21 protein-coding genes are annotated in these 23,248 nt (G+C 62.6%); 15 read left to right on the top strand and 6 right to left on the bottom strand.

The genetic code is table 11. The annotated features are described in order from the left end of the window. The first annotated feature begins 24 nt into the window (after positions 1 to 24). From ABZ677_RS18800 to ABZ677_RS18825, 6 genes are all read left to right on the top strand, one after another. Positions 25 to 1,359, top strand: coding sequence for an NAD(P)/FAD-dependent oxidoreductase (locus ABZ677_RS18800; protein WP_358372016.1), 1,335 nt, complete (start codon positions 25 to 27; stop codon positions 1,357 to 1,359). A 314-nt stretch (positions 1,360 to 1,673) separates the two neighbouring features. Beyond that, complete coding sequence (locus ABZ677_RS18805) at positions 1,674 to 3,737, top strand: AMP-binding protein (protein WP_358372019.1); 2,064 nt, start codon at positions 1,674 to 1,676, stop codon at positions 3,735 to 3,737. Positions 3,738 to 4,303: 566 nt separating this feature from the next. Beyond that, entirely contained in the window at positions 4,304 to 4,672 is a 369-nt protein-coding gene (locus tag ABZ677_RS18810) for a carboxymuconolactone decarboxylase family protein (RefSeq protein WP_358372091.1), read from the top strand. A 50-nt stretch (positions 4,673 to 4,722) separates the two neighbouring features. After that, entirely contained in the window at positions 4,723 to 5,541 is an 819-nt protein-coding gene (locus tag ABZ677_RS18815; protein WP_358372021.1) for a DNA-formamidopyrimidine glycosylase family protein, read from the top strand. A 261-nt stretch (positions 5,542 to 5,802) separates the two neighbouring features. Continuing rightward, complete coding sequence (locus ABZ677_RS18820; protein ID WP_358372024.1) at positions 5,803 to 7,545, top strand: DEAD/DEAH box helicase; 1,743 nt, start codon at positions 5,803 to 5,805, stop codon at positions 7,543 to 7,545. Beyond that, positions 7,545 to 8,117, top strand: a complete 573-nt coding sequence (locus tag ABZ677_RS18825) for a hypothetical protein (RefSeq protein WP_358372026.1) — start codon at positions 7,545 to 7,547, stop codon at positions 8,115 to 8,117. The genes ABZ677_RS18820 and ABZ677_RS18825 overlap by 1 nt, the downstream gene beginning before the upstream one ends. Before the next feature lie 33 nt (positions 8,118 to 8,150). Here ABZ677_RS18825 and ABZ677_RS18830 read toward each other — a convergent pair whose 3' ends face one another. Continuing rightward, complete coding sequence (locus ABZ677_RS18830) at positions 8,151 to 8,615, bottom strand: SRPBCC family protein (RefSeq protein ID WP_037189215.1); 465 nt, start codon at positions 8,613 to 8,615, stop codon at positions 8,151 to 8,153. Between the two features lie 194 nt (positions 8,616 to 8,809). Here ABZ677_RS18830 and ABZ677_RS18835 point away from each other — a divergent pair, with 194 nt between their 5' ends. From ABZ677_RS18835 to ABZ677_RS18875, 9 genes are all read left to right on the top strand, one after another. After that, the gene (locus tag ABZ677_RS18835; protein WP_094741880.1) at positions 8,810 to 9,835 is read left to right on the top strand and encodes a LacI family DNA-binding transcriptional regulator; all 1,026 of its coding nucleotides are present in this window, start codon (positions 8,810 to 8,812) and stop codon (positions 9,833 to 9,835) included. Positions 9,836 to 9,853: 18 nt separating this feature from the next. Next, positions 9,854 to 10,720, top strand: a complete 867-nt coding sequence (locus ABZ677_RS18840) for a transporter substrate-binding domain-containing protein (protein WP_358372030.1) — start codon at positions 9,854 to 9,856, stop codon at positions 10,718 to 10,720. Between the two features lie 34 nt (positions 10,721 to 10,754). Then, the gene (locus ABZ677_RS18845; RefSeq protein ID WP_358372033.1) at positions 10,755 to 11,402 is read left to right on the top strand and encodes an amino acid ABC transporter permease; all 648 of its coding nucleotides are present in this window, start codon (positions 10,755 to 10,757) and stop codon (positions 11,400 to 11,402) included. Then, positions 11,402 to 12,199 carry an amino acid ABC transporter permease gene (locus ABZ677_RS18850; protein WP_358372035.1) on the top strand — a complete coding sequence of 266 codons (798 nt, stop codon included), beginning with the start codon at positions 11,402 to 11,404 and terminating at the stop codon, positions 12,197 to 12,199. The genes ABZ677_RS18845 and ABZ677_RS18850 overlap by 1 nt, the downstream gene beginning before the upstream one ends. Before the next feature lie 68 nt (positions 12,200 to 12,267). Continuing rightward, positions 12,268 to 12,990, top strand: coding sequence for an amino acid ABC transporter ATP-binding protein (locus tag ABZ677_RS18855; protein ID WP_358372094.1), 723 nt, complete (start codon positions 12,268 to 12,270; stop codon positions 12,988 to 12,990). A gap of 38 nt (positions 12,991 to 13,028) precedes the next feature. Continuing rightward, positions 13,029 to 14,246: a D-mannonate dehydratase ManD gene (gene manD, locus ABZ677_RS18860; RefSeq protein WP_358372038.1), complete on the top strand. Its 1,218-nt coding sequence runs from the start codon at positions 13,029 to 13,031 to the stop codon at positions 14,244 to 14,246. Next, complete coding sequence (locus ABZ677_RS18865; protein WP_358372041.1) at positions 14,243 to 15,742, top strand: mannitol dehydrogenase family protein; 1,500 nt, start codon at positions 14,243 to 14,245, stop codon at positions 15,740 to 15,742. Before manD ends, ABZ677_RS18865 begins: the two co-directional genes overlap by 4 nt. Continuing rightward, complete coding sequence (locus ABZ677_RS18870; protein ID WP_358372044.1) at positions 15,739 to 16,386, top strand: bifunctional 4-hydroxy-2-oxoglutarate aldolase/2-dehydro-3-deoxy-phosphogluconate aldolase; 648 nt, start codon at positions 15,739 to 15,741, stop codon at positions 16,384 to 16,386. Before ABZ677_RS18865 ends, ABZ677_RS18870 begins: the two co-directional genes overlap by 4 nt. Further along, the gene (locus ABZ677_RS18875; RefSeq protein WP_358372046.1) at positions 16,383 to 17,351 is read left to right on the top strand and encodes a sugar kinase; all 969 of its coding nucleotides are present in this window, start codon (positions 16,383 to 16,385) and stop codon (positions 17,349 to 17,351) included. The genes ABZ677_RS18870 and ABZ677_RS18875 overlap by 4 nt, the downstream gene beginning before the upstream one ends. Before the next feature lie 94 nt (positions 17,352 to 17,445). On the opposite strand, the gene ABZ677_RS18880 is transcribed toward ABZ677_RS18875, so the two are convergent. From ABZ677_RS18880 to ABZ677_RS18900, 5 genes are all read right to left on the bottom strand, one after another. Beyond that, positions 17,446 to 19,437: a TerD family protein gene (locus ABZ677_RS18880; RefSeq protein ID WP_358372049.1), complete on the bottom strand. Its 1,992-nt coding sequence runs from the start codon at positions 19,435 to 19,437 to the stop codon at positions 17,446 to 17,448. Positions 19,438 to 19,569: 132 nt separating this feature from the next. After that, positions 19,570 to 20,301, bottom strand: a complete 732-nt coding sequence (locus ABZ677_RS18885) for an amino acid ABC transporter ATP-binding protein (RefSeq protein ID WP_288143195.1) — start codon at positions 20,299 to 20,301, stop codon at positions 19,570 to 19,572. A 53-nt stretch (positions 20,302 to 20,354) separates the two neighbouring features. Next, positions 20,355 to 21,095, bottom strand: coding sequence for an amino acid ABC transporter permease (locus tag ABZ677_RS18890; protein WP_094634473.1), 741 nt, complete (start codon positions 21,093 to 21,095; stop codon positions 20,355 to 20,357). 30 nt (positions 21,096 to 21,125) lie between these two features. Beyond that, positions 21,126 to 21,986, bottom strand: a complete 861-nt coding sequence (locus ABZ677_RS18895; RefSeq protein WP_037189208.1) for an ABC transporter substrate-binding protein — start codon at positions 21,984 to 21,986, stop codon at positions 21,126 to 21,128. A gap of 228 nt (positions 21,987 to 22,214) precedes the next feature. Then, positions 22,215 to 23,219 (bottom strand): LacI family DNA-binding transcriptional regulator, encoded by a 1,005-nt coding sequence (locus ABZ677_RS18900; protein WP_358372053.1) that lies wholly within the window; start codon positions 23,217 to 23,219, stop codon positions 22,215 to 22,217. Positions 23,220 to 23,248 lie beyond the last annotated feature (29 nt).

Genomic DNA, 23,248 nt, shown 5'->3' on the forward strand with positions numbered 1-23,248 from the left:
GGCCGTCGACAGACAGGAGCGACGGTGACACACGTCGATACCCTCGTGGTGGGAGCAGGCATTTCCGGCTTGGTCGTTGCGACACTTCTGCATCGTGCCGGTCAGCGCGTTGCCGTTCTCGAGGCCAGAGACCGCGTGGGCGGTCGGGTCTGGACGATGCGCACAGACGAAGGCACCCTCGACGTGGGCGCTTCCTGGATTCACGGAACTGACGACAACCCTCTCGCCGACGCCGTGCACGCTTTCGGAATGCGGACCGTCGAATTCACCGTCGGCAGCTACCAGCCGGACGGCAGACCCATCGCTTACTACTCCCCCACCGGGACCAGGTTGAGCGATGAGGCTGCCGCACGATTCGGCACCGACGTTCACCACTTCGACGAACTGTTCGCCAGGACGATCGCGGAGTCGTCCCCGGGGACCTCGTTCGGTGACGCCGTGGAAGCAACTCTGACGCAACTGGATTGGAACGACGACCGACTCGAACGAGTTCGTGAGTTTCTCGGACATCGAGCCGAGGAGCAGTTGGGCGTAGGAAAGGACCTCCTCGACGCGCACGGCTTGGACGACGACGCCATCGAGGGCGACGAGGTCGTGTTCCCCGACGGATACGATCGACTGGCCGTTCACCTGGCCGAGGGACTCGACGTCCGGCTCGAACACGTGGTGACGCAGGTCCGTTGGGGTCGAGACGGAGTTCTGGTCGATACCGGTTCCGGGACGTTCTCGGCCGAGCGCGCTGTGGTGACGGTACCGATCGGAGTACTGAAATCGCCGGAGTTCACTGTGGAACCCCCTCTGCCGGAACCTGTTTCGGGTGCGCTGGAACGTCTGGAGATGAATGCCTTCGAGAAAGTGTTCCTCCAGTTTCCCAGCAAGTTCTGGGACGAGAACGTCTATGCCGTACGGCAGCAGGGCGAAGCCGGGCGCTGGTGGCACTCCTGGTACGACGTGACCATGCCGCAGGGCCGTCCGACGCTTCTGACCTTCGCTGCGGGCGCGTGCGCGCAGCAGACTCGGCACTGGTCGGACGCGCGCATCGCGGACTCGGTTCTCGAGGCACTGCGCGGCCTGTACGGCGACCGAGTCCTCACACCGGACCGCGTGTATGTCACTCGCTGGCAGGACGATCCGTTCGCGTACGGCTCGTACTCGTACATGACGGTGGGCTCACGCACGCGCGATCACGACGACCTTGCCACTCCGATCGGAGATGTACTTCACCTCGCCGGTGAGGCGACCTGGACCGATGATCCGGCAACGGTCACGGCGGCGTTGAAGTCGGGACGTCGCGCAGCTGAACGCATTCTGGGGCGTCCGGTACCGTTCGGAGACATCTGGGGTCCTACGGAGCACTGACAGGATGCACCGCCATCACGATCGGTCAGATGATGCGAGGTGGTTTCTGGCTCGATCGGATCGCCATCTCACTGATCACCATCGCCGCGTACACGGTGTTCGCGTGGTCGCTGGGCATTCAGTTCTGACGCAGTGGGCCGGAGAAATCGGTAATTCGACACCGACTTCGGCCGATTTGGCCCAGACAACCGTGCTTCGGGTTTACGATGACGTCTTCATCCAGGCGGATGACCCGTTCCAGGTGCTCGCCGCCATCCCCTGGTCGGTGCTGAGTCGGCATTGCTGTCGGCTCGGCAAGGTACGGGGGTTGGGGCATGGTCTCGGACGTCATCGACTGCAGCACGGTCTTCGCACACGATATCGAGCAGGTGTGCGCGGTGTTGAGCGCGGTCGAGCTGTACCCGCGCTACTTTCCCGGGCTCGACTACTGCACGCTTCGTGAAGCCACGGCCGGCTACCGATGCGGAGTCGGCGGTGTCGAGCATGCCCTCGACCTGGTGGTGAACAGACGAAACCGGCCGATCATCACCATCGAGCACGTCGAGTCCGGCGGGTTCATCAGATTCACCCTCACTGCCCGCTCGGCAGGCGAGACGAAGATCGATGTCACCGTGTTCCGAGCGGGACTCGGCGGGTCCTACTCACCCCAACCCGAACACAACCGGGCCGTGGTCGAATGGGTGATGGGTGGTCTGCGTCGACTGGACAACTCCCTGTCCGGAACCTCGACGTCGATCGTGTCCAACACCGGGGATTCGCGGTCGCTACCGCTGGCGATCATGAAGACGATGGTGGGAACCGGCGTCATTCGTGCTGCACGTCCCGACCGCGCGTACCGGCAGTTGAACTCGCTGGCGAAGTGGGGCTTCACCCTTGGCGGTGGTTTCGCTGCCGCAGCAGCGAAGTCCCCGAACGAGATCGCGTTGATCGACGACAGAGGGACCAGGACCTTCGCAGAGATCCACCACCGTTCGCACCGCATCGCGGCAGGTCTCCACGCGTCCGGAATCAGCCCTGGAAGCACCGTCGGAATTCTGGCCCGCAACCACTCGGCGATGATCGAGTGCACCGTCGCGTGCGGCATGCTCGGAGTCGAGGTGGTTCTTCTCAACACCGGTCTCGCTGCCCGCCAGATCGAGACGATCGCTGCCCGCCACCAGCTCCGAGTACTGTTCGTCGACGACGAGTTCGACTCGATGGTGCGCTACCTGCCCGACGATGTCACCCGTGTGAGCCTGTCGTCCCATACCGCCGTTCCGCGTCGGCGCACGCTCGAACACTTCGTCGCACCACCGTCCGCCACATTCACCAGGCCGGATCGGCCAGGATCGGTGGTCGTGTTGACCTCCGGAACCAGCGGGTCGCCGAAGGGTGCGGTACGTCCCACACCGAAGGGCTTCGGAACAGTGGCGGCCATGCTGTCTCGCATGCCCCTTCGGATGAACGAGAGGATGCTGATCGCGGCACCGATGTTCCACAGCTGGGGACTGGCGGCACTGCAGATCAGTACTCCGCTGCGCGCCACGGTGGTTCTCCAGGATCGGTTCGATCCGGAAGATTGCTTGCGGGCGATCGAGGCGCACCGTTGCACCTCGTTGATCGCAGTTCCGATCATGCTGCAGCGGATACTCGACCTGCCCGACGAGGTCCGATCACGCTACGACACCTCGAGCCTGCGAGTCGTCGCGTGCAGTGGGTCGGCATTGACCGGATCGACCGTGAGCCGCTTCATGGACGTCTTCGGTGACGTCCTCTACAACTTCTACGGTTCCACCGAGGTCTCGTGGGCCACGATCGCCACTCCCGAAGACCTGCGCGCAGCCCCCGCCACCGCCGGACGCCCTCCGCTGGGTACGACGGTCGCGGTTCTCGACGCGAACGGTACTGCCGTTCCGGTGGGAACCCTGGGCCGAATTTTCGTCGGCAACGACATGTTGTTCGACGGGTACACCAACGCCGAACCTCCGTCGACGGCCTCCGCCCGCGGAGCTGCCCTGATGGACACCGGCGATCTCGGATACATCGACTGCAACGGACGGCTGTTCGTCTGTGGCAGGGACGACGAGATGATCATTTCCGGAGGCGAGAACGTCTTTCCCGGCCCCGTCGAGGATGCGATCGCCAATCTTCCCCAGGTCGGCGAGGTCGCGGTCGTCGGTGTGCCCGACCCGGAATACGGGCAGCGTTTGGCCGCGTTCGTCGTCGGCCGCGGATCGGCCGGCCTCGATGCGGACATGGTGCGCGCCTACATCCGAAATCGGTTGAGCCGCTTCTGCGTTCCCCGCGACATCACGTTCCTCGACGAGCTGCCCCGAACGGCGACCGGCAAGGTGATCAAGAGGATGCTGATCGAGCCGCCCACCGCCGCTGGGATGTAGCCCTCAACTCGAAGGCACGGGCAGCGATAGCCAGCCCCTCTGCCGATGCGTTGCAGCTTGGGCACCCTCGACGCCCACACACACCGTTAGAATTTGCTCGATCGCCACCTCCTTCCGATCGTTCACTTAGTGCCGCGCTTTGTACCTACTGTCTCAGTTGCTTAACTATTCAGAATCTGAGACTGTTGTTCGCGACACGGGAGGAACGCGAATCGCTATGTCGAAGGCATCGGAAGACCCCCGAGAGGGAAGACCCGCGCAGGACCGAAGCGCGCATTCTTCCTTCCTTCAACTGTTTCTCGAAGCAACTCGCGCAGAACAATTCTCCGACAACACACAGCCTTCGCGCGACGACGGTGACGGTGGACCGGTTTCTCTGCGCTGAGCCGGTCCCAGGCCCGATAGTCGTGGTCGAGTTCGCCTCCGCCTGCGGTTCCGATGAAATCCCCTGCCATGATCTGTCGACACCGCAGACAAGGGAGAGGGACGCCGTGATCGACGAAGAATCCACGAATCGGAACAGGGGACCACGCTTCGAGGACGGACTCGAGGTCCGCCAGAACGTGATGGGCGAAGACTACGTCGACAAAGCGTTCGCCAATGCCGCCGACACCGACTCCGCTGCACTGCAAGACTTCGTCACCGACACCGTGTGGGGCAGCGTGTGGACGCGGCCCGGACTCGACTACCGCAGCCGCAGCCTGCTCAACCTCGGAATCCTCATTGCGCTGCGCGCCCACGAGGAACTGGCAGGACACGTGCGCGGAGCTCTCCGCAACGGCCTCACCCGAACCGAGATCACCGAAACCGTCATCCACACGGCGGGGTACTGCGGTGCGCCTGCCGCGCTGGCGGCAATGCGCGTCGTACAGAAGGTGCTCGACGCGGAACTTGGTCCGCTGGTGCCGGAAAGAGACGACGAACGAGTCAAATGACCGATGACGGCACCCGCGCATAGTGCCCACGAATTGGGTACACCGGATGCATGCCGGAACTACCCGAAGTGGAAAACGCCCGACAGGTCGTCGAGAAAGCTCTCGGTCGCGTCATCGTGGACATCGATGACACCGACACGTTCGAGTGCCGACCACACATGCCGGGCGATATCGCCCGCGCACTGACGGGCGGGAAGCTCACCGAAGCGCGTCGACGTGGCAAAGCGATGTGGTGCGAAACCGTCACGGCAGACGGCTCGAGCGGACCGACTCTGGGCATTCACCTGGGCATGGGCGGACGCGTCATCGTCACCGCTCCCGACGGTGAGCGGACCTCGCAGTACGGAGGCGGCGATCCACATGTCGGTGAGCGCCCGACCGACAAGCCGGAGTGGACGCGGTTCTCCATGACGTTCGACGACGGTGGGCACCTCCGACTCTTCGACAAGCGACGCCTCGGCCGGGTTCGACTCGAACCCGATATCGGCGCTCTCGGGCCGGACGCCGCGGAGATCACGCGAGACGACTTCCGTCACCGAATCGGTTCCAGCGGTGCACCTCTCAAAGCGAGGCTGCTCGATCAGGCCGCGATCGCGGGGGTCGGCAATCTACTGGCCGACGAGGTGCTGTGGCAGAGCGAGCAATCCCCGTCCAGGCGAGCCAAGACGCTCACGACAGAGGAGCTCGACGAGCTTCGCGTCGTTCTGCGTCGTGCGATCAGATCAGCGACGAAGAAAGGCGGCGTGCACACCGGGGAGATCATTCCCTTCCGAAAGACGGACGCGGCGTGCCCTCGATGCGGTGCCCCGATGACACGCGGAACGGTGGGCGGACGCACGACCTGGTGGTGTTCTCGCGAGCAATCCTGATCTCGTCCAGTGCGTGGGAAGGTGCTCGATCGCGCTGTAGGACAGTATTTTTCGATAAAGTCAAGCTAATCCTGGATGCGGCACAACTACACCGGACGGCGTACGGTGTTGGCAGCTTCGGACGTCACCGAGGCTGCCGACTTCGCCGGAGGGTGCATGCTTTCGACCGCCGACACAGACCCAGCTCCTCACGTCACCTATCTGCCTCACCGTCATTGTTTCGCCGTCTGGCACAGCACACCGGAGGCGACGCTCGAAGGAGTGTCCACCCCCATCGAGCTCGCGGTTCCCGGCGCGGACGGAACCGTTGCCGTTCGTACCGTAGGCGCGCAACTCGTGGCAGCGAACGCCGGCGAGCTCCGAACCGCAGCCCGCTCCGCGAAAGGTCCATCGGCTCGCGGATGGTTGGGGATCCTGAACCACGTCGAGGACAACCCCGACGTGAGTGGGATTCCCCGAGCTCTCGTCGATGCACTCCCGCCTGCGGCGCACGCGGTTCCCAACGCCGGCGGGTCGAGCGTGCTGACAGCACACGGTGCCGCTGAGGCACTCCGCGCCAGCCTGCACCTGCAGAACCATCTGATCGAGCATGCATCGACCTTCACGCCCAGGCCCTATCAAGTGCACGGTGCGGCCTGGATGCCGACCGTTCAGGAGGTCGGAGGCGGCGGAATCCTCGCCGACGAGATGGGGCTGGGCAAAACGCTCCAGGCCATTTCGCACATGATCGTCGGAGCACGACGAGGCGAGGGCAACTATCTGGTTGTGTGCCCGACGTCGTTGATCAGCAACTGGCGGCGAGAAATCGAGAATTTTTCCGACGGCGAATTGGTCGTCAACGTATACCGCGGGCCGTCCCGCACCCTCGAGCAATGCGCCGACGCAGGCTCGGTGACAGTCACCGGGTACCCCACCCTGCGTACCGATGCAGAGCGATTGAGCGAAATATTCTGGAGCACAGTGTTTTTCGATGAGGCGCACATCATGAAGAACTCCCGGACCAAAATAGCCAGAGCGGCGCGTCGGCTGAATTCCACCACCCGCATCGCCCTCACCGGCACGCCCGTCGAGAACCGCATGGACGAACTCTGGGCCTTGATCGATCTCACCAATCCCGGTTTGCTCGGAACCCGGGCTCGGTTCACTCGACGATTCTCAGCACCCATCGAGCAGGGAGGCTCAGCGGCCGCACTCGCACAACTGTCGAGTGCGATCGCGCCGGTCGTCCTTCGCCGGACGAAGGCCGAGGTTGCGACGGATTTGCCGCCGAAGCACCACATCGATGTCCTGTGTCCCATTTCGAACGAGCAAGCATCGCTGTACAATTCGGCCGTCGAAGAAGCATTCGACACCGGTTTCGGCAGCAACCGCGGCCGTGGAACAGCAGTGCTGGCGCTACTGACGTCGCTCAAACTGATCTGCAACCACCCGGGCCTCGTCAATGGAGACTTGTCTCGGTTGGCTGATCGCTCGGGCAAACTCGACAGGCTCACCGACATCGTCGAGGAGCTCGCCGAATCCTCGCGCGCTGCACTCGTCTTCACCCAGTACCGCCGCACCGGAGAGATTCTCGCCGAGCACCTCGAAGGCCTCACCGGAGCCCCGATTCCGTTCTTTCACGGCGGGCTCGACGTGGACGAGCGCGACAGGATGGTCGACGACTTTCAGAACAGCGACCGATCCCCCGTCATGGTCCTCAGTCTGAGGGCGGCGGGGTACGGCCTCAACCTCACCCGTGCCAGCACGGTGATTCACTACGACAGGTGGTGGAACCCCGCGGTCGAGGCGCAGGCCACAGACCGGGTTCACCGCATCGGGCAGAAGTCCGGCGTGACGGTCATGGCACTGACGACGGAGGGGACACTGGAGGAGCACATCGCTTCACTCCATACCCGGAAGAAGGCGATCGCCGGATTGACCGAGAGCAACAACGAGTCGGCTCTGGCGGCGCTCGACGACTCGACATTGCGAGAAACGCTGTCGCTGCGGGCGGTGACGCGCTGATGGCCACAACACCGCAGCCTGCCGCCTTCGGGTCGACGCCCTGGGGGAAAGACTGGATCAGGCGAGTCGAACCCATCGCCGTCACCCGGCCGAACCCGATGCTCCCGCGAGCACGAAGCCTGGTGCGCAACGACGCAGTTGCAGTGGACCCCAGCAAGATCGGAGAGTTTCGCTGCGTCGTGTCAACGGGCAAGAAGGTCGAGACCGCCGTGATCTCCCTCCCCCGGTATGGAGCGGGCGAACGGAAGTCGGTGCTGCGCATCCTCGCCCGCCACACGCGCGGGGCCGTAGCCAGCGGAGACCTCCCCGACGAGGTCCACGCCGAACTCGTAGCGAGCGCACTGTCGCCGGTCCCGAACGTAACCGAAACGTCCTGCACGTGCTCCAGAAGAATCGATCCGTGTCTCCACGTGACGGCCGCTACCTACGCCGTCAGTCTGATCGTCGATCAGATGCCGACGTCGGCATTGGCCGTCCGTGGAGTCGATCTGTCGGCTACAACCGTGTCGACGGACTTTCCACGGCGTTGGATGCCGATAGAGAGTGTCGACGCCGCAGCGTTCTACGGCTGAGCCGAGACTCTGCGTCCCAGAGAAGTCGAATGGTCAGGAAGTCGCTTCGACTGCCAGCCGAGCGAGTGTGTCGTTCAGCTGGTCCTCGGTGACCAGCGGGAACTTGATCTGCTGCAGAAGCTTCTTGTCCGTCACCTTCGACCAGTCGTAGGTGTGGCGCACCAACGTCTCGTTGGGACCCTGAGACTCCAACTCCCACAGCCACTCCCAGCCGGGAGGCTCGTTGCCTGCGGGTGCCGTCTTCCATGCGAGCAGCTTGTCCTTGATGTAACCGCTGACATGGTTGTCGGTTTGGTACTCGCCTCCCATGTGATCGCCCTGCATGTTCATCGTGAACTTCTCGCCGACCTTCTGAATGCGGTCGGCGTGGTCCACGCTCCGGACGAACCCGGATCCGTCGAGAGCCTGATGACGCTCGGGGTTGGACAGCACATCGAAAACTGCGTCGACGGGCGCTTCGATGGTGCGTTCGACTGTGACCTTGGTGTTCTCTGTCATGACTACCGCTTGCCCAGAACTCGCCACCTTCAATCGCCGAGCCACGGAAGACGCGACGCCGATGTTGCAGCCCCGCTGCATTCGAGCGTTTTCTGAAACTTTTTGCAACCTATTGCAACAACCTGAACGTCGTGTGAGAGTGGTTACACACCGCTCGGGTTGAGATGTACGCAACAGGACCGAAATGAGGAACCGTGGTCGCAAAGTTGAAGGACGTTGCCATCGAGGCCGGAGTCTCCATGGCGACTGCCTCGCGAGCGTTCACTTCGGTCGACCTGCTGGCCCCGCACACTCGACAGCGGGTATTGGAAGCCGCTCGCCGGATCGGCTACGACGCACCGGCACCGACGAGGGCGCGCACCATCCTCGTCTTGGTTCCCGACGTGTCGAACGCCGTGTACGCGAGAATGTTGCGGGCAATCCAGGAAAAGCTGTGGCCGGGTCGTCACCGCATGCTTCTTGCCGACACCGCCGAGGATCCGGCACGCGAGATCGAGTTGCTCGACACGGTCGGCCGAGAAGCCGACGCGGTGATTCTGTGCTCTCCCCGATCGAACCCAGCGGACGTGGCCCGGGCGATCGGTTCGACCCCACTCGTCGTCGTCAATGGCGAGTCGAACGGCTCTCCCGTTATTTTGATGGATGTCGAGCAGGGTCTGCGTCAAGCTGCAGAACACCTACAGTCTCTCGGGCACCAGTCTTTCGTCTACGTTCCTGGCCCGGCGGCCTCGTGGGCCAACCGCACGCGCGCGCAGATCTTGTCCGACCTGTCGTCCGAGCGAGGGTTCGACCTTGCTGTCGTCGGCAACCAATCGGCGGACGTGCACGGTGGGTTGGCCGCGGCCGCGGCCGTAGCGGCAAGTGGCGCAACGGCGGTAGTCGCGTACAACGACATGGTCGCCATGGGAGTTCAAGCCGGAATCCGTTCCCTCGGCTATCGGTGCCCGACCGACATCAGCATCGTCGGTATCGACAACGTCGATGTCGCAGCAGCATCGGATCCCGGTCTGACCACGGTGATGGTCGACATCGAGAGCAGCGGGTCCCTGAGCATCGGGCTCATCATGGACCAAATCGACGGAAAGCCATGGCGCGAGGGCTCGGTTCGATTGCGATCCCAGCTCATCGTCCGTGGGTCGACGGCCCGACCGCCGGAATCCGCACCCCGATCTGCTCGCAGCGCGCGCGAAATCGAACGCAGCGCGTCAACCTCTCGTTGAAGAAAGAGACGAACAATCATGTTTCATCGATCGAAGTGTGCCGTTTTCACGGCTGCCGTGGTCACGATTCTCGGGATGACCGCGTGCGGCAGCGCGACCGTGGACCGTCCCAACGATTTTCCCGAGGGCTCGACCATGGCCGAGTTGGCGGCGGCACCGAAAATCAAGGTGGGCGCGTCACCGAACCAACCTGGTCTGGCCGAGCTGAACCTTCAACACGACTGGGAAGGGTTCAACATCGATCTGGCTGTGTTGCTCGTCGAATCCCTGGGCATGTCCAGCGATGACATCGAATGGGTTCACACCACCGCCGCCAACCGAATTCCCTTTCTGAAGCAGGGGAAGGTGGACCTGTTCGCCACAGCCCTCGCCATCACTCCAGCGCGCGAAGAGGCCATCTCGATCTCCGGACCTTACCTCGACACGGCCCCTCAGTTGATGGTCAGAAAGGACGACGCCGAACGCATCGAGTCGCTCCAGGATGTTCCTGCAGGCACCAAAGTGTGTGTGCTACAGGGCAGCCAGGGACAACCACGCGTGGCGGAGTTCATCCCGCAGGCGGAGATCTCCGAGTTCAACACTCTGACGAACTGCGTCCGGGCACTCGAACAAGGCACCGTCGATGCCATCGACTCGACCGCACCGCTGCTTGCGGGATTCGTGGTCGACAAACCGGACGAGTTCGCTCTTGCGCCCATGACGTACGGCGACGGTGAGAAGTGGGGTATCGGTTTGGCCGACGATCGCAGCGACCTGTGCGAGTACTTCAACGAACAGCTGACGCAGGCTTTCGACGACGGCACCATCGAGGAACTCTGGGACCGCCATATGGGTGCCTCCGGCCTGAAGGCCCCAGTCGCCCCCGAATCCATGACCAGCTGCTGATGCCCGGACCGATTCGGGAAAGGACCTACTCGACATGAACGCAATCATCGACAATATCGACGTCTTCTGGGAAGGGTTCGTCAATACCGTTCTCCTGGTGGTGATCTCGGGACTGATGTCCGTGGCGGCCGGATTGGTGCTCGCCTCTTTCGCGATCTCGCCCATTCCGTTACTACAGAGAATCAGCGGCATCTATGTCGGACTCATGCGGAACATTCCCGCCGCAGCACATCTGTTCTTCACCATCTTCATACTCCCTCTGCTCGGCGTACGTCTGTCGTTCTTCGCACTTGCCACCATCGGCATCACGTTGTACTTCTCGGCCTACTACTGCGACGCAGTCCGTTCCGGTATCAATGCCATCGGCCAGGGCCAACTCGAAGCATCACGCGCCATCGGGCTACGCAAGGCGCAGACGCTTCGGTTGATCGTGTTGCCTCAAGGATTACGCAACTCCGTTCCACCACTGATCAATACGACGATCGCACTCGTCAAGGTCACCGCAATTGCCGGCGTATTCGGCGTGACCGAATTGTTCGGCGCAATGCTGCAACTCATCAATACCAACGATTCGGCCGTGATCGCACTGATGCTGTTCACCGCACTGCTGTACTCGGCAATAACTGTTCCGGCCGGACTTCTCGCGGCCGCCGTGGAACGAAAGGTTGCGTTCACTTCCTGATGACTACAACACTTTTCGAGCAACCAGGACCAAGGGAACGGCGCCGGATCCGGGCGTGGACCGCAGGCGGAGTCATCCCCGTCGTCGCGGTGGTCGCCCTGGCTGCGATAGTCCTGAACAACGCGGACCTGTTCGATCCCGAGATCTGGTCGGTACTCGGTCGCGCCGACCTCGCCGCGGCGCTGCTCCGCGGTGTACTCGCCACCCTGCAGGTTGCCCTGTTCACGGTGGTGCTGTCGTTGTTCTTCGGTCTGCTGCTCGCGCTTGCGCAGATGTCGTCGAATCCGATGGTCAATGTCCCTGCCCGCATCTGGGTTCAGACACTGCGCGGACTGCCCGAACTGCTCCTGGTCTTCTTCATCTACCTCGGCGTGCCGGCGACCACCGGTTTTAACATCAGCACCTTCTGGGCGCTGGTCATCGGACTCGTACTCTGGGAGAGCACGTCCATGGCCGAAGTGTTTCGCGGTGGATTCCACGCCCTCCCTCGCGGCCAGAGCGAAGCTGCGATGGCAGTGGGGCTACGAACCGTCAAGACGCTGCGATTTGTCCTACTCCCCCAGGTCGTACGGCAGATTCTACCCAGTCTCGTCAGCGAGATGGTGCGCGTCACCAAGGCGTCGTCGCTCGGTTTCGTGATCGGCTACACCGATCTGCTGCTCACCGGAGAACTCGCGATCGAATATCTCGGCGGAGAGTACGCAGCACCGGTCTTCGCCGCCGTGGCTGCCCTGTACGTGCTGCTGTGCCTCATTCTGGGTCGGCTGTCGAACATATTGAGTGAAAGGCTTCACTGACAATGACTTTCGTAGAACACAACGGTTCCGATCATGAGCAAGGTGCATGCATGCGTGAGGCCGGAACGATGATTTCGGTCAAAGGAGTTCAGAAGTGGTTCGGCAGCCATCAGGCGTTGGCCGACATCGATCTCGAGGTCTCGGTCGGTGAGGTCGTCGTCATTCTGGGGCCCTCCGGTTCCGGCAAGTCGACCCTGTGTCGAACCATGAATCGATTGGAGCCGATCGACGGTGGCGTCATCGAGATCGACGGTGTGCCGCTGCCCGAGGAGAGCGCCGAACTCGCCCGGCTGCGCTCGGAAGTCGGAATGGTGTTTCAACAGTTCAACCTGTTCGCACACATGACGGTACTCGAGAACGTCATGCTCGGTCCGGTTCAAGCTCGAGGCGTCGACGCCGGTGAAGCCCGTACGCACGCAATGGATCTCCTCACCCGTGTCGGAGTCGAATCTCAAGCAGACAAACGCCCCGCTCAGCTCTCGGGTGGCCAGCAACAACGTGTCGCCATAGCGCGGGCTCTCGCGATGAACCCCAAGGTGATGCTGTTCGACGAACCGACGTCGGCTCTCGATCCCGAGATGATCAAGGAGGTCCTCGACGTCATCGTCGAACTGACCAAGGGAGGCATGACGATGGTGGTGGTCACGCATGAGATGAAATTCGCGCAGACTGCTGCCGATCGGATCATCTTCATGGCAGACGGCAGAATCGTCGAAGAGAGCACGCCCGACGTGTTCTTCACGGACTGCAAGACCGATCGAGCACGCGAGTTTCTCGCCAAAGTGCTCTGACATCTCACCCGCATCACTGAAATGAGCCTTTTCACAATATGACTCGAAAAATTGTCGACGCCCGCGTCATCGTCACCAGTCCGGGACGAAACTACGTCACTCTGAAGATGACGACCGACGACGGTCTGATCGGGTGGGGCGATGCCACGGTCAACGGCCGGGAGCTCGCTGTTGCCAGTTACCTTCGCGATCACCTCGCGCCGTTCTTGATCGGTCGCGACGCCGAGCGCATCGAGGACACGTGGCAGTACCTCTACCGTGGTGCCTACTGGCGTCGCGGACCGGTCACGATGGCAGCCATCGGGGCGGTGGATCTGGCCCTGTGGGATATCAAGGGCAAAGCCGCCGACATGCCGGTCTATCAGCTCCTCGGTGGTGCTGCGCGCGACCGTGTTCTGACCTACACGCACGCCACCGGTTGGGACCTGCCCGAGCTTCTCGAATCGGTGAACAAGCGCCGAGATGAGGGGTTCCGCGCTGTCCGTGTGCAATTCGGCGTCCCCGGTCTGGACAAGGTGTACGGCGTCACTCGTGGTTCGGCAAGTTACGAACCCGCGGGGCGCGGCGTCGGCCCTGTCGAGGAGCAGTGGGACACCGCCGCGTACCTCCGACACGCACCGGACATGTTGGCGGCCGTACGCGAGGCGGTCGGACCCGAGTTGCACCTGCTGCACGACGTCCACCATCGGCTCAATCCCACCGAGGCAGCGCGACTCGGCAAAGCCCTCGAAGCGGTGAACCTGTTCTGGCTTGAGGACGTGATGCCCGCCGAGAATCAACAGCTGCTCCGCACGGTCCGGGCGCACACGACGGTTCCACTGGCGATCGGCGAGGTGTTCAACACCGTCTGGGACTGCCAGCAATTGATCACCGAGCGTCTCATCGACTACATCAGGACTGCGATCGTGCACGCGGGTGGCATTTCGCACGTCCGCAAGATATTCGCTCTCGCAGAGATCTTTCAGGTCATGGGTGCGCCGCACGGTCCGTCGGATGTGTCTCCGATCAACCTGTCCGCGTCGTTGCACCTGGGTCTGGCCACCACCAATTTCGCGATACAGGAATTCATGGGTTATCCGGAACAGGTCTCCGAGGTGTTCCGCCCGAGCTACACCTACGACGACGGCTACCTACATCCAGGCGATGCACCCGGCCTCGGCGTCGAGGTGGACGAGGCTGCCGCCGAACGCTTTCCGTACGAACGCGCGTATCTGCCGGTCGCACGTAATCTCGACGGTTCGGTGAAGGACTGGTGACGATCATTCGCACTCCGTTGCCCCGTTTGTCGGCTGCCACGGCCCCACCGTCGTCAACGGGTAGAAACCGTCCACCGGAACAAGGCATCGTCCACCTCGGTCTCGGTAACTTCCACCGGGCGCATCAAGCCGTGTACACCGAGGCAGCACTCGCGCATCAGGACGGTGCCTGGGGCATCCTGGGCGTCGCAAGTAGATCCGGAACGGTAGCCGATGCCTTGCGCGCGCAGGACCTGAGGTACTCGGTGGCGGAAATCTCGCCCGCGGGCGCGACCTACAGCGTTCCTTCGGTTCATACCGGCGCGCTTGTGGCCGCTCGGGAACCGGACGACGTCGTCGCTGCGATCTCGGATCGGACCACGAAGATCGTGTCCTTGACTGTCACCGAGAACGGGTACACGTACAGCCCTGCCACCAAGGGTCTGCAACTCGACCACCCTGATATCGCTCATGATCTTGCCGGCGGTGCACCGAGATCCACCATCGGCTTGATCGTCCGCGGATTGCAGGGGCGCGTCGCGCACAACACGCCTGTGACGGTCCTGAGCTGCGACAACCTGAACAACAACGGTGAGCACACTCGAAGACTGGTGCTGGAGTTCGCAGCCCAGCTGCCGGGCTCCGAATCAGGTGAGCTCTCGACGTGGATCGAGCAGAACGTGGCGTTTCCCTCCACGATGGTCGACCGAATAGTCCCCGCCACCACCGACGCTCATCGGTCGAACCTGGCGCGCGACATGGGTTTCGAGGACTCGATACCCGTGGCTGCCGAACCGTTCAGCATGTGGATTCTGCAGGACAACTTTGCCGCCGGTCGGCCGGCGTGGGAAGCCGGCGGTGCAGTGTTCTCGGACCAAGTCGGCCGGTACGAACAGCTGAAAGTACGACTGTTGAACGGAACTCATTCGCTCATAGCGTATTTGGGTGCCCTGTCGGGCGCGGCGACGATACCGGAGTCGGTTGCACAGAGCTTCGTCGAACGGGCCGCGCACACGATACTGCGGGACGAGTATCTACCGAGCGTGGACGTTCCCGATGGCATAGATCCTGACCTGTACGAGGAAGAACTGTTCGTCCGATGGAGCAACACGGCGTTGGGGCACCGTACACAGCAGGTGGGGTCCGACGGTTCGGTCAAACTGCGAGAACGCATTCCGGAACCAGCGATGATGTTCCGTGAGGCCGGGCGGACTCCCCACTTGATGGCTTTGACCACAGCGGCGTACTTGAGCTGCCTGGCCCCGATCGACGGCTTCGATCCAGGACCTCATGCGACCGCCATGCAGGATCCGGCGCGAGGATGGCTTTCCCAGCTTGCATCGCGAAGCACATCAGGTGCGCAGATGGCGAGGGGCGCGCTCACCGACCGGCGGTTGCTCGGTGACGACATCGCCGACTGGGTCCCGTTCGTCGAACGAACCGGCGAGTTGATCGATGTCATCGTCGGACACGGAATCGACGCAGCGACGTCCGAAGCATTGAAAGGTGATCGATGAACCGCAGGAGCGAGCCGTCGGCGCTACTTCGCCAGACCCGCGTCGTGGCTGTCCTACGTGCGAAGTCTGCCACCGAATACGCGCCGGTCGTGGAAGCACTGATCGCCGGTGGGGTTGTGAGCATCGAACTGACCCTGAGCACCCACGGCGTGATCGAAGAGCTGCCGAAGCTACTGCAGCGATTCGGTACCGACGCCGAACTCGGTGTGGGCACCGTGACAACACCCGACCAGGCGAGCGAGGCCATCGATGCAGGTGCCGCGTACCTGGTCACACCGATCACCGAGACACCGATCATCGACATCGCGATCGATCGAGGGGTGCCGGTGTTTCCTGGCGGGTTGACTCCGACCGAACTACATCGCGGTTGGACGGCCGGTGCCACCGCAGTGAAGGTCTTCCCGGCTTCGATGGTCGGTGCGAAGTATGTTGCCGACCTACGTGGACCATTTCCCGACATCGAAGTCATTCCCTCGGGAGGAGTGGGCATCGCCGAAGCCGCCGCGTGGATTCGAGCAGGCGCGGTGGCGGTGAGCATGGGCGGGCCTCTGCTCGGCGACGCGTTCTCCGGTGGAGACATCCGTGAATTGACAAGGCGTGCCGAAGAAATACGCCGTGTCGTGGATGAGGCGGCGACGCTGTGAGGTCTCGACTGTCCACCCCCTACGTCGTGACCTTCGGCGAAACCATGGCGCTGTTCCGCAGCGAACATCCAGGACCGTTCGCCCATGCCGGAAACGTGGCCGTGGGAATCGGTGGAGCCGAGTCCAACGTCGCGATCGGACTGCAACGCCTGGGTACTTCGGCAGTCTGGTGCAGCAGGCTCGGCTCCGATGCACCGGGTGAGTTGGTACGCAGAGAGATCAGAGCCGAGGGCGTCCACGTCGTCGCGCCCGAGGACTGCACTGCTCCTACCGGCGTCATGGTCAAAGAACTCAGAACGCCCACCCTGCAGCGGGTGACCTACTATCGCGCACACAGCGCGGCATCAAGGATCACCCCCGACGACGTCGACTCCGACATCGTGTCGGGCGCAGCCCTGTTGCACGTCACCGGGATAACTCCTGCCCTGTCTGCGCAAGCCGCCGAGACCTGGCGTCAGGTGATCGCTCGGACTCGCGACAGCGGTGTGCGCGTGTCTTTCGACGTGAACTATCGCAGCGCTCTCTGGTCGAGCGACGTTGCAGCCCAGGTCTATCGAGACATACTCCCCTTCGTCGACGTCGTGTTCGCGGGCGAGGACGAAGCTGCGCTCGTGCTCGGGCCCGCTCACGCCGACGACCCGGAGTCACTCGCCCGAGGGCTCGCCGAGTTCGGCCCCTCGCAGGTGGTCATCAAGCGCGGCGCCGACGGTGCCCACGCGATCATCGATGGCGAGACCTACCGACAGGATGCGATCTCGATCGATCCCGTCGACACCGTAGGAGCGGGCGATGCATTCGTCGCGGGCTACCTCGCCGAGTTGATCGACGGCCACGATCCCGCACAGCGGCTGCGCACGGCCGTGCGGACCGGAGCCTTCGCATGTCTGGCCCGTGGGGACTGGGAGGGGTTGCCGCGACGACGTGAGCTCGAGCTGCTCGAGGGGTGCGAACCCGTCATCCGATGAACGGGTGATCGACGGTCGAGCAGTTCCTCGTTGTCGGCTTCCACGCCAGGATCGGACGCGGACAGTTCCATGGGCAGATCGCACAACCGATGGGTCAGTCGTCCGTGCTGCCGACAGAGGGTGCCTCCGGGGCCGACGGCACCCATGGCTTCAGAGGTTGCACGACGTCCCGGTAGAACGCGTCGAGACCGTCGGTCACGCTACCGATGAAACCGGCCGCGGATCCCGAGCGCTTGCTGCCCATCTTCGTCGGTGACGTCAGCGTGAAGTACTGCAACTCGCTGCTCCGGCCTGCGGTCAACGATTTGGCATCCGCGCGCACGGTCGCCAGGTTCTCGCACGATATTTCGCCTGCGTCTGCGAACACGGCTTCGACCAGGATGTCGGCTGGAGCGTTCTTCAGTTGTTTGAGCAGCCATGATGCTCGCCGGAGCGCGGTGCCGTCGGTCGGCGCGTCGATAGCGGTTCTGCACTGAATCTTGTTGGTACGCATATCCGCTTCGACAGTGACATCTCCGGCGGCATCCGGGATGCGCAACGTGGCCGAGAGGCACCCGGAGGCGACGAGCTGTTCGACGATGTACTCGTTGCGCGCCTGGGGATCTCCACCGAATTTCCTCGGAAGGTGGTGCTTCACCGGAACGCCGAGATCGGCAGTCATCCGTAACGCCAGATGCCTCGACAGCGACGCCCAGGTGTTCGCCACCGACATGGCTTTGACATCACTCGAACGGAGGGTTCCGGCGGTGACGGAGTCACGAACTGCCACCCAGTGGCGACCCATGTCGACGAACTCCGTAGCGCCGGACTTCGGGTGCGTCAGATACCGGACGAATTCGCTCAGAATCCAGACCTGCAGTGAATCGGCAAGGTCGCCGTGTGACAACAACATCCGGGCCTCGTGAATGACCTCGGACCATGAGATATGCCGAAGCGCTACCTTGCTCAGCTTGGTCTTGTTCACCTGGACCGGGAGCTCACCGGCGGAGGCAGGTATGTCGTTGGACAAACTCAGAACGGTCTCGTACCTGTGCCGTCTCGCGACGTCGAGGTAATTCTCGAGCTGCTCTTTCTGCAACTTGCCGGTGCCGGTCTTCACTTCCAGCAACGCGGTCCACACTTGGCCCGCGCGCGATACTCGGAACACACCGTCTGGGATGACCTTGCCCTCGCCCTTGGCGAACTGCACTTCGAGGTAGCCCTCGAAAGGACCGGATGGAGCTCCGGCATGCGCGCATATTGCGCGCGCGAACGGACGAACCGCCTGCATCGTCGCGATCAGTGCCGAGGTGGCCCTCTTCTCCTGCTCCTCACCGGATCCGACACCGGAAACGGAGAACAGACGAGCCGTCTGCCACCCTTCTCCCCCGGCCAGGGTGAACCGAGGCGGCGTGACCTTCTTGGCAACGGGTTTCTTGGTGCGCACGCCACGTTTCGGCGGTTCGACATCGACAACCGAGACGTCGACGATTTCACCGGTCGTGTCGACGGCCTGCACGTGCGAGTCGGCGACCTCGACCACGACCACGTCGTTTGCCGCCGCTTCGGGCTCGCTGTCGTCGACGTCGACGCCGAAGTCCTGCGCCAAGCCACCCAATCCGGATTCCCAGCCCTGCCCGACCGCGCGCAGTTTCCACGCGCCGTTCCGCCGGTACACCTCCCCGAACACCAACGCACGTTCCGACGACGCATCGGCGGTGAGGAATTCCCCGAGCACCGAACCGGTTTGATCCCGCACCTGCATCGACAGCTTCCCGAAGTCACCCAACGGAACATCGTCGGAGCTCCCCGCGATGACCACCTTGTCGATTTCGGCTGCGAGAGAATCGAGATGAATCGACACTCGTTCCTGCTTGCCTTCGTCGGTGCTACTGCTCCCGCGGTAGCGTACGGTCGCGTCCTCGGACTCCGGCTGATTGTAGAAGACGAAGTCTGCATCGGACCGAACGCGCCCGCTCGAATTCACCAGCAGCGCAGACGCATCCAGATTTCGTTCCGGGTCGACCCAGGACACGATGACATCCAGCTCGGTCACCTCGTCCGGCAGGGAAATGTTCTGTCCTTTTACGAGAATGGGTGAACTCACGCTGACACGCTCCTGTCGGACAAAACGGACTCCGACTGCTCACCCTATGCACCGCGTGGCAATGTGAGTCGTCCTCGCTCGACATTCATTCATTCGACCTACGGCACGCCTGGTTGGTCCCCCTTGCGCCTGTCAGAGAATGCGGCTCAAGAATTGTTGTGTACGAGCGCTTTTGGGACTGTCGAAGAACTCGCCGGGAGGTGCCTCTTCCACGATCTTCCCGTCGCTCATGAAGACGACCCTGTCTGCGGCCGCTTTCGCGAAGCCCATTTCGTGGCTGACCACCACCATCGTCATGCCCTCGTCGCGCAGCCGAAGCATGACGTCGAGCACTTCGTTGACCATCTCGGGATCGAGGGCAGACGTGGGCTCGTCGAACAGCATCACTTCGGGCTTCATCGCCAACGCTCGGGCGATCGCCACGCGTTGCTGCTGTCCACCGGACAGTTGCGACGGGTAGTTCTCCCCCTTGTCCGCAAGGCCGACGAGGTCGAGCAGTTCCTGAGCTTGCCTGCGCGCCTTGTCCTTCTGCGTGCCGAGGACATGACGTGGACCCGATGCGACGTTGTCCAGCGCCGTCATCATGGGAAACAGGTTGAAGCTCTGGAACACCATTCCTGTGTGGTGCCGCTGCTTGGCGATCTGCGCCTCCGACAGCGGCGTTCGCTTGGCCCCTTCCGAGAAGCCCATCATCTCGCCGCATACTCGGACGGTCCCGGATTCGATCGTTTCGAGACAGTTGAGCGTGCGTAGCAAGGTGCTCTTTCCACTTCCCGACGGCCCGAGGAGCAGGACCACTTCCCCCTTGTCCACCGTGAAATCGATGTCGTCGAGAACGACGAGATCGTTGTAGGCCTTCGTCATATTCCTGACCTCGACCATCGTCGTGGTCTTCGTGGTCGCAGATGTCGCACTCGTCATCGGTTCACGGCCTCGGCTTTCATCGCGCTGTCGTCGATCTTCGGACTCGACGGGCCGCCCTTACGGCGGTAATTGCGGTCGTATCCACGCCCTACTCGTACTTCGATCATCTTCTGAATCAACCCCCACAGAGTCGTCAGCACCAGGAAGTACAACGCTGCCGCGCAGAGCCCTTCCAGCACTCGGAAATTCACCTGCACCAAGAACTGTGTGCGTCGCAGCAACTCCTGCACGGAAATGACCGATACCAGAGTTGTGGTCTTGAGCAACCCGTTGAAGCTGTTGCCGAGTGGAGGAATCATCACCCGCAGCGCCTGTGGAAGAACCACCACGCGGAAGACCTTCGTGGGTGACATGCCCAGGGCCCGTGCCGCTTCCGTCTGTCCGGTGGGAACCGACAGCAATCCGGAACGGACTATTTCCGACAGGTAAGCGGCTTCGTTGAGAACCAGGCCCACGAGTGCCGCCTCGATCACACCCAGTTTGATGCCGACCTGAGGCAGTCCGGTGTAGATGATCACCAGCTGCACCAGTAGAGGCGTGCCGCGCATCAGCCACACGTAGAACCCGGCGACTATCCGCAAGGGCACGAGCTTCGATGATCGCGCGGAGGCCACCACCACTGCGAGAGCGAGTCCGAGGATCATGCTGACCACGGTGAGCCAGATCGTGACCCACGCGCCTTCGAGCAGCTGAGTGCTCGTCAGGATGGAGAAAAATGCGTCCCAGGACCACATGGGGGTGCCTTTCGACTTGCGTTGGTCGGATCAGCTGTCGAGAGGACCGGTGCTGACGGCAATATCGCCGTCGTATCCGGTGACGTCGTACTGCTCGAACAGCTCGGGCAGATATCCATCGCTCCTCATCTCCGACAGCACTCGCGCCACCTCAGCGGAGGACTTGCTGCCCTTGGCGAATCCCATTGCCAGGGGTGCCTCGTTGATTCCACCGACGGCTGTCTCGAAGCGTCCGTCTTCCTGGTAGAACGACGTGACCGACTCGACGATGGAGGTGCCGTCGAGCTGTCCCGCCGAAAGCGCCTGATAGGCATCGGCATTGGTCTTGAACGTCTGCACCGTCAGCGCCGGCTTTCCTTCGGCCGCAAATTGCTCGGCCATGGCGGTCAGCGTGTCGAATTCGTATCCGGGCGCTTCCACGCCGATGGTCTTGCCCGCCAGGTCGTCCACGCTGGAGATCGATTCGGGGTTGCCCGACGGCACCGAGATCGAGACTGCCTGGACCTCGTACGGAACGAGATCGATGGTCTCGGCACGTGCAGGCGTGTAGAACATGCCGGTGTCGATCATGTCCCAGCGGCCGGCCTGCACACCGGGAATCTGTGCCTCGAACTCGATGTTGACGAACTTCGGCGTCAGACACAGGCGCTTGGCGATCTCCTTACCGAGGTCGACGCGCATGCCGATCACGTCGCCGTTCGGATCGACGTACTGCATCGGCGGAAGAGTCGCGTTGGTGGCCATCGTCAGTACGCCTTCTTCGGCGAGGTCCGAAGCACCGAGCGTGGGTGTGCAATCCGTCGGCGCGGCTGCGGAATCGTCCGAGGAACTACAGGCAGTGAGGCCGGCCACCACAACAGCGATAGCGGCGAGTCCTGTTAACTTGCGCATTGAGCGAGCCTTTCGATATCGACTGCAGCACTACACGTTCGAGGACGGGGCGGCAGCGATGATGACGGAGTGATTCGAGAAGGGCCGATCCTTTGGGATCGATTGCATCAAGCGTCGCAGACGAATTCGGAGGCGTCAACGCGGTTAACACTGCCGACACGCGGTACATCAACTGTTAACCGTTCGCACGTGATCGCGCTCCCCATTCCTGCGATCCGAGAACGTCGATCACAGTGCGGCACACGACGCCCGCTCCACCAAACGAGCACCGATTCGATACGTACGCCCGTCGGGTTCGAGTGAGTCCTTGATCTGCTGGAACAACAGGTCCATAGCCACGTTGGCCAATTGGGCGGCGCCGTTGTCGACGACTGTGATTGCCGGCTGCCACATCGCGAGCCACGGCATGTCCTCGTGGCAGATCATCGACAACTCGTCCGGTACCGACACACCTCTGCCGACGAGCGTGGGCAGGATGCCGAAGACAGCCTCGTGGTTGGCCGCGTACAGAGCAGTCATTGCCTGGGGTGCATCCAGTAACGAGTTGATCGCTTCGGCACCGAATTCCGTGGTGAACGGACCTTTCCGGACGATCGTCTCGTCGACCGGAATACCTGCGTCGGCCAGCGCCAGTCGATAACCCTCGTAGCGCTCACGTCCGGACGTCGCATCCTCGTTTCCACCGATATAGCCGATACGACTGTGCCCGAGCTCGATCAGGTGCGCTGTCGCATCGCGAGCACCCGTGACGTCGTCTGCCAGCACCGTCGACGCCGAACTCCCCTTTACCGAACGGATCAGGTTGACCACCGCGCGGCCCTGCTCCAGAAGCGCATTCGACGCCGCCGCACTTCGACCGCTGCCGATCACGATGGTTCCGTCGACGCCGTGCTCGCCCAGCATGGCCAGTACGTCGTCCTCGCGCGCCGGATCGGCATCGGTGATGCAGAGCAGGACCTGAAATCCGCTGGCTGCCGCCCTCTTCTGGACGACCTCGGCGACAGTGTGAAAGGTCGCATTGAGCAGGTTGTTCATGACCAGACCGATCAAGTGCGACCTGTTCGAGCGCAGCGCGCTCGCAGCCCTGTTCGGCCGATACCCGAGAACGCGGGCCGCATCCTCGACCGCTGCCCGTGTCTCCGCGGAAATCAGTGACGATCCACTCAATGCGCGTGATGCCGTGCTGCGCGAAACCCCAGCAGCGCTCGCAACGTCGATCAAGGTGACCGCCATCGGTTCTCCGTTCTCTTGCTTCACGCCTC

Source organism: Rhodococcus sp. NPDC006774, assembly GCF_040636045.1.
Classification (GTDB): Bacteria; Actinomycetota; Actinomycetes; order Mycobacteriales; family Mycobacteriaceae; genus Rhodococcoides.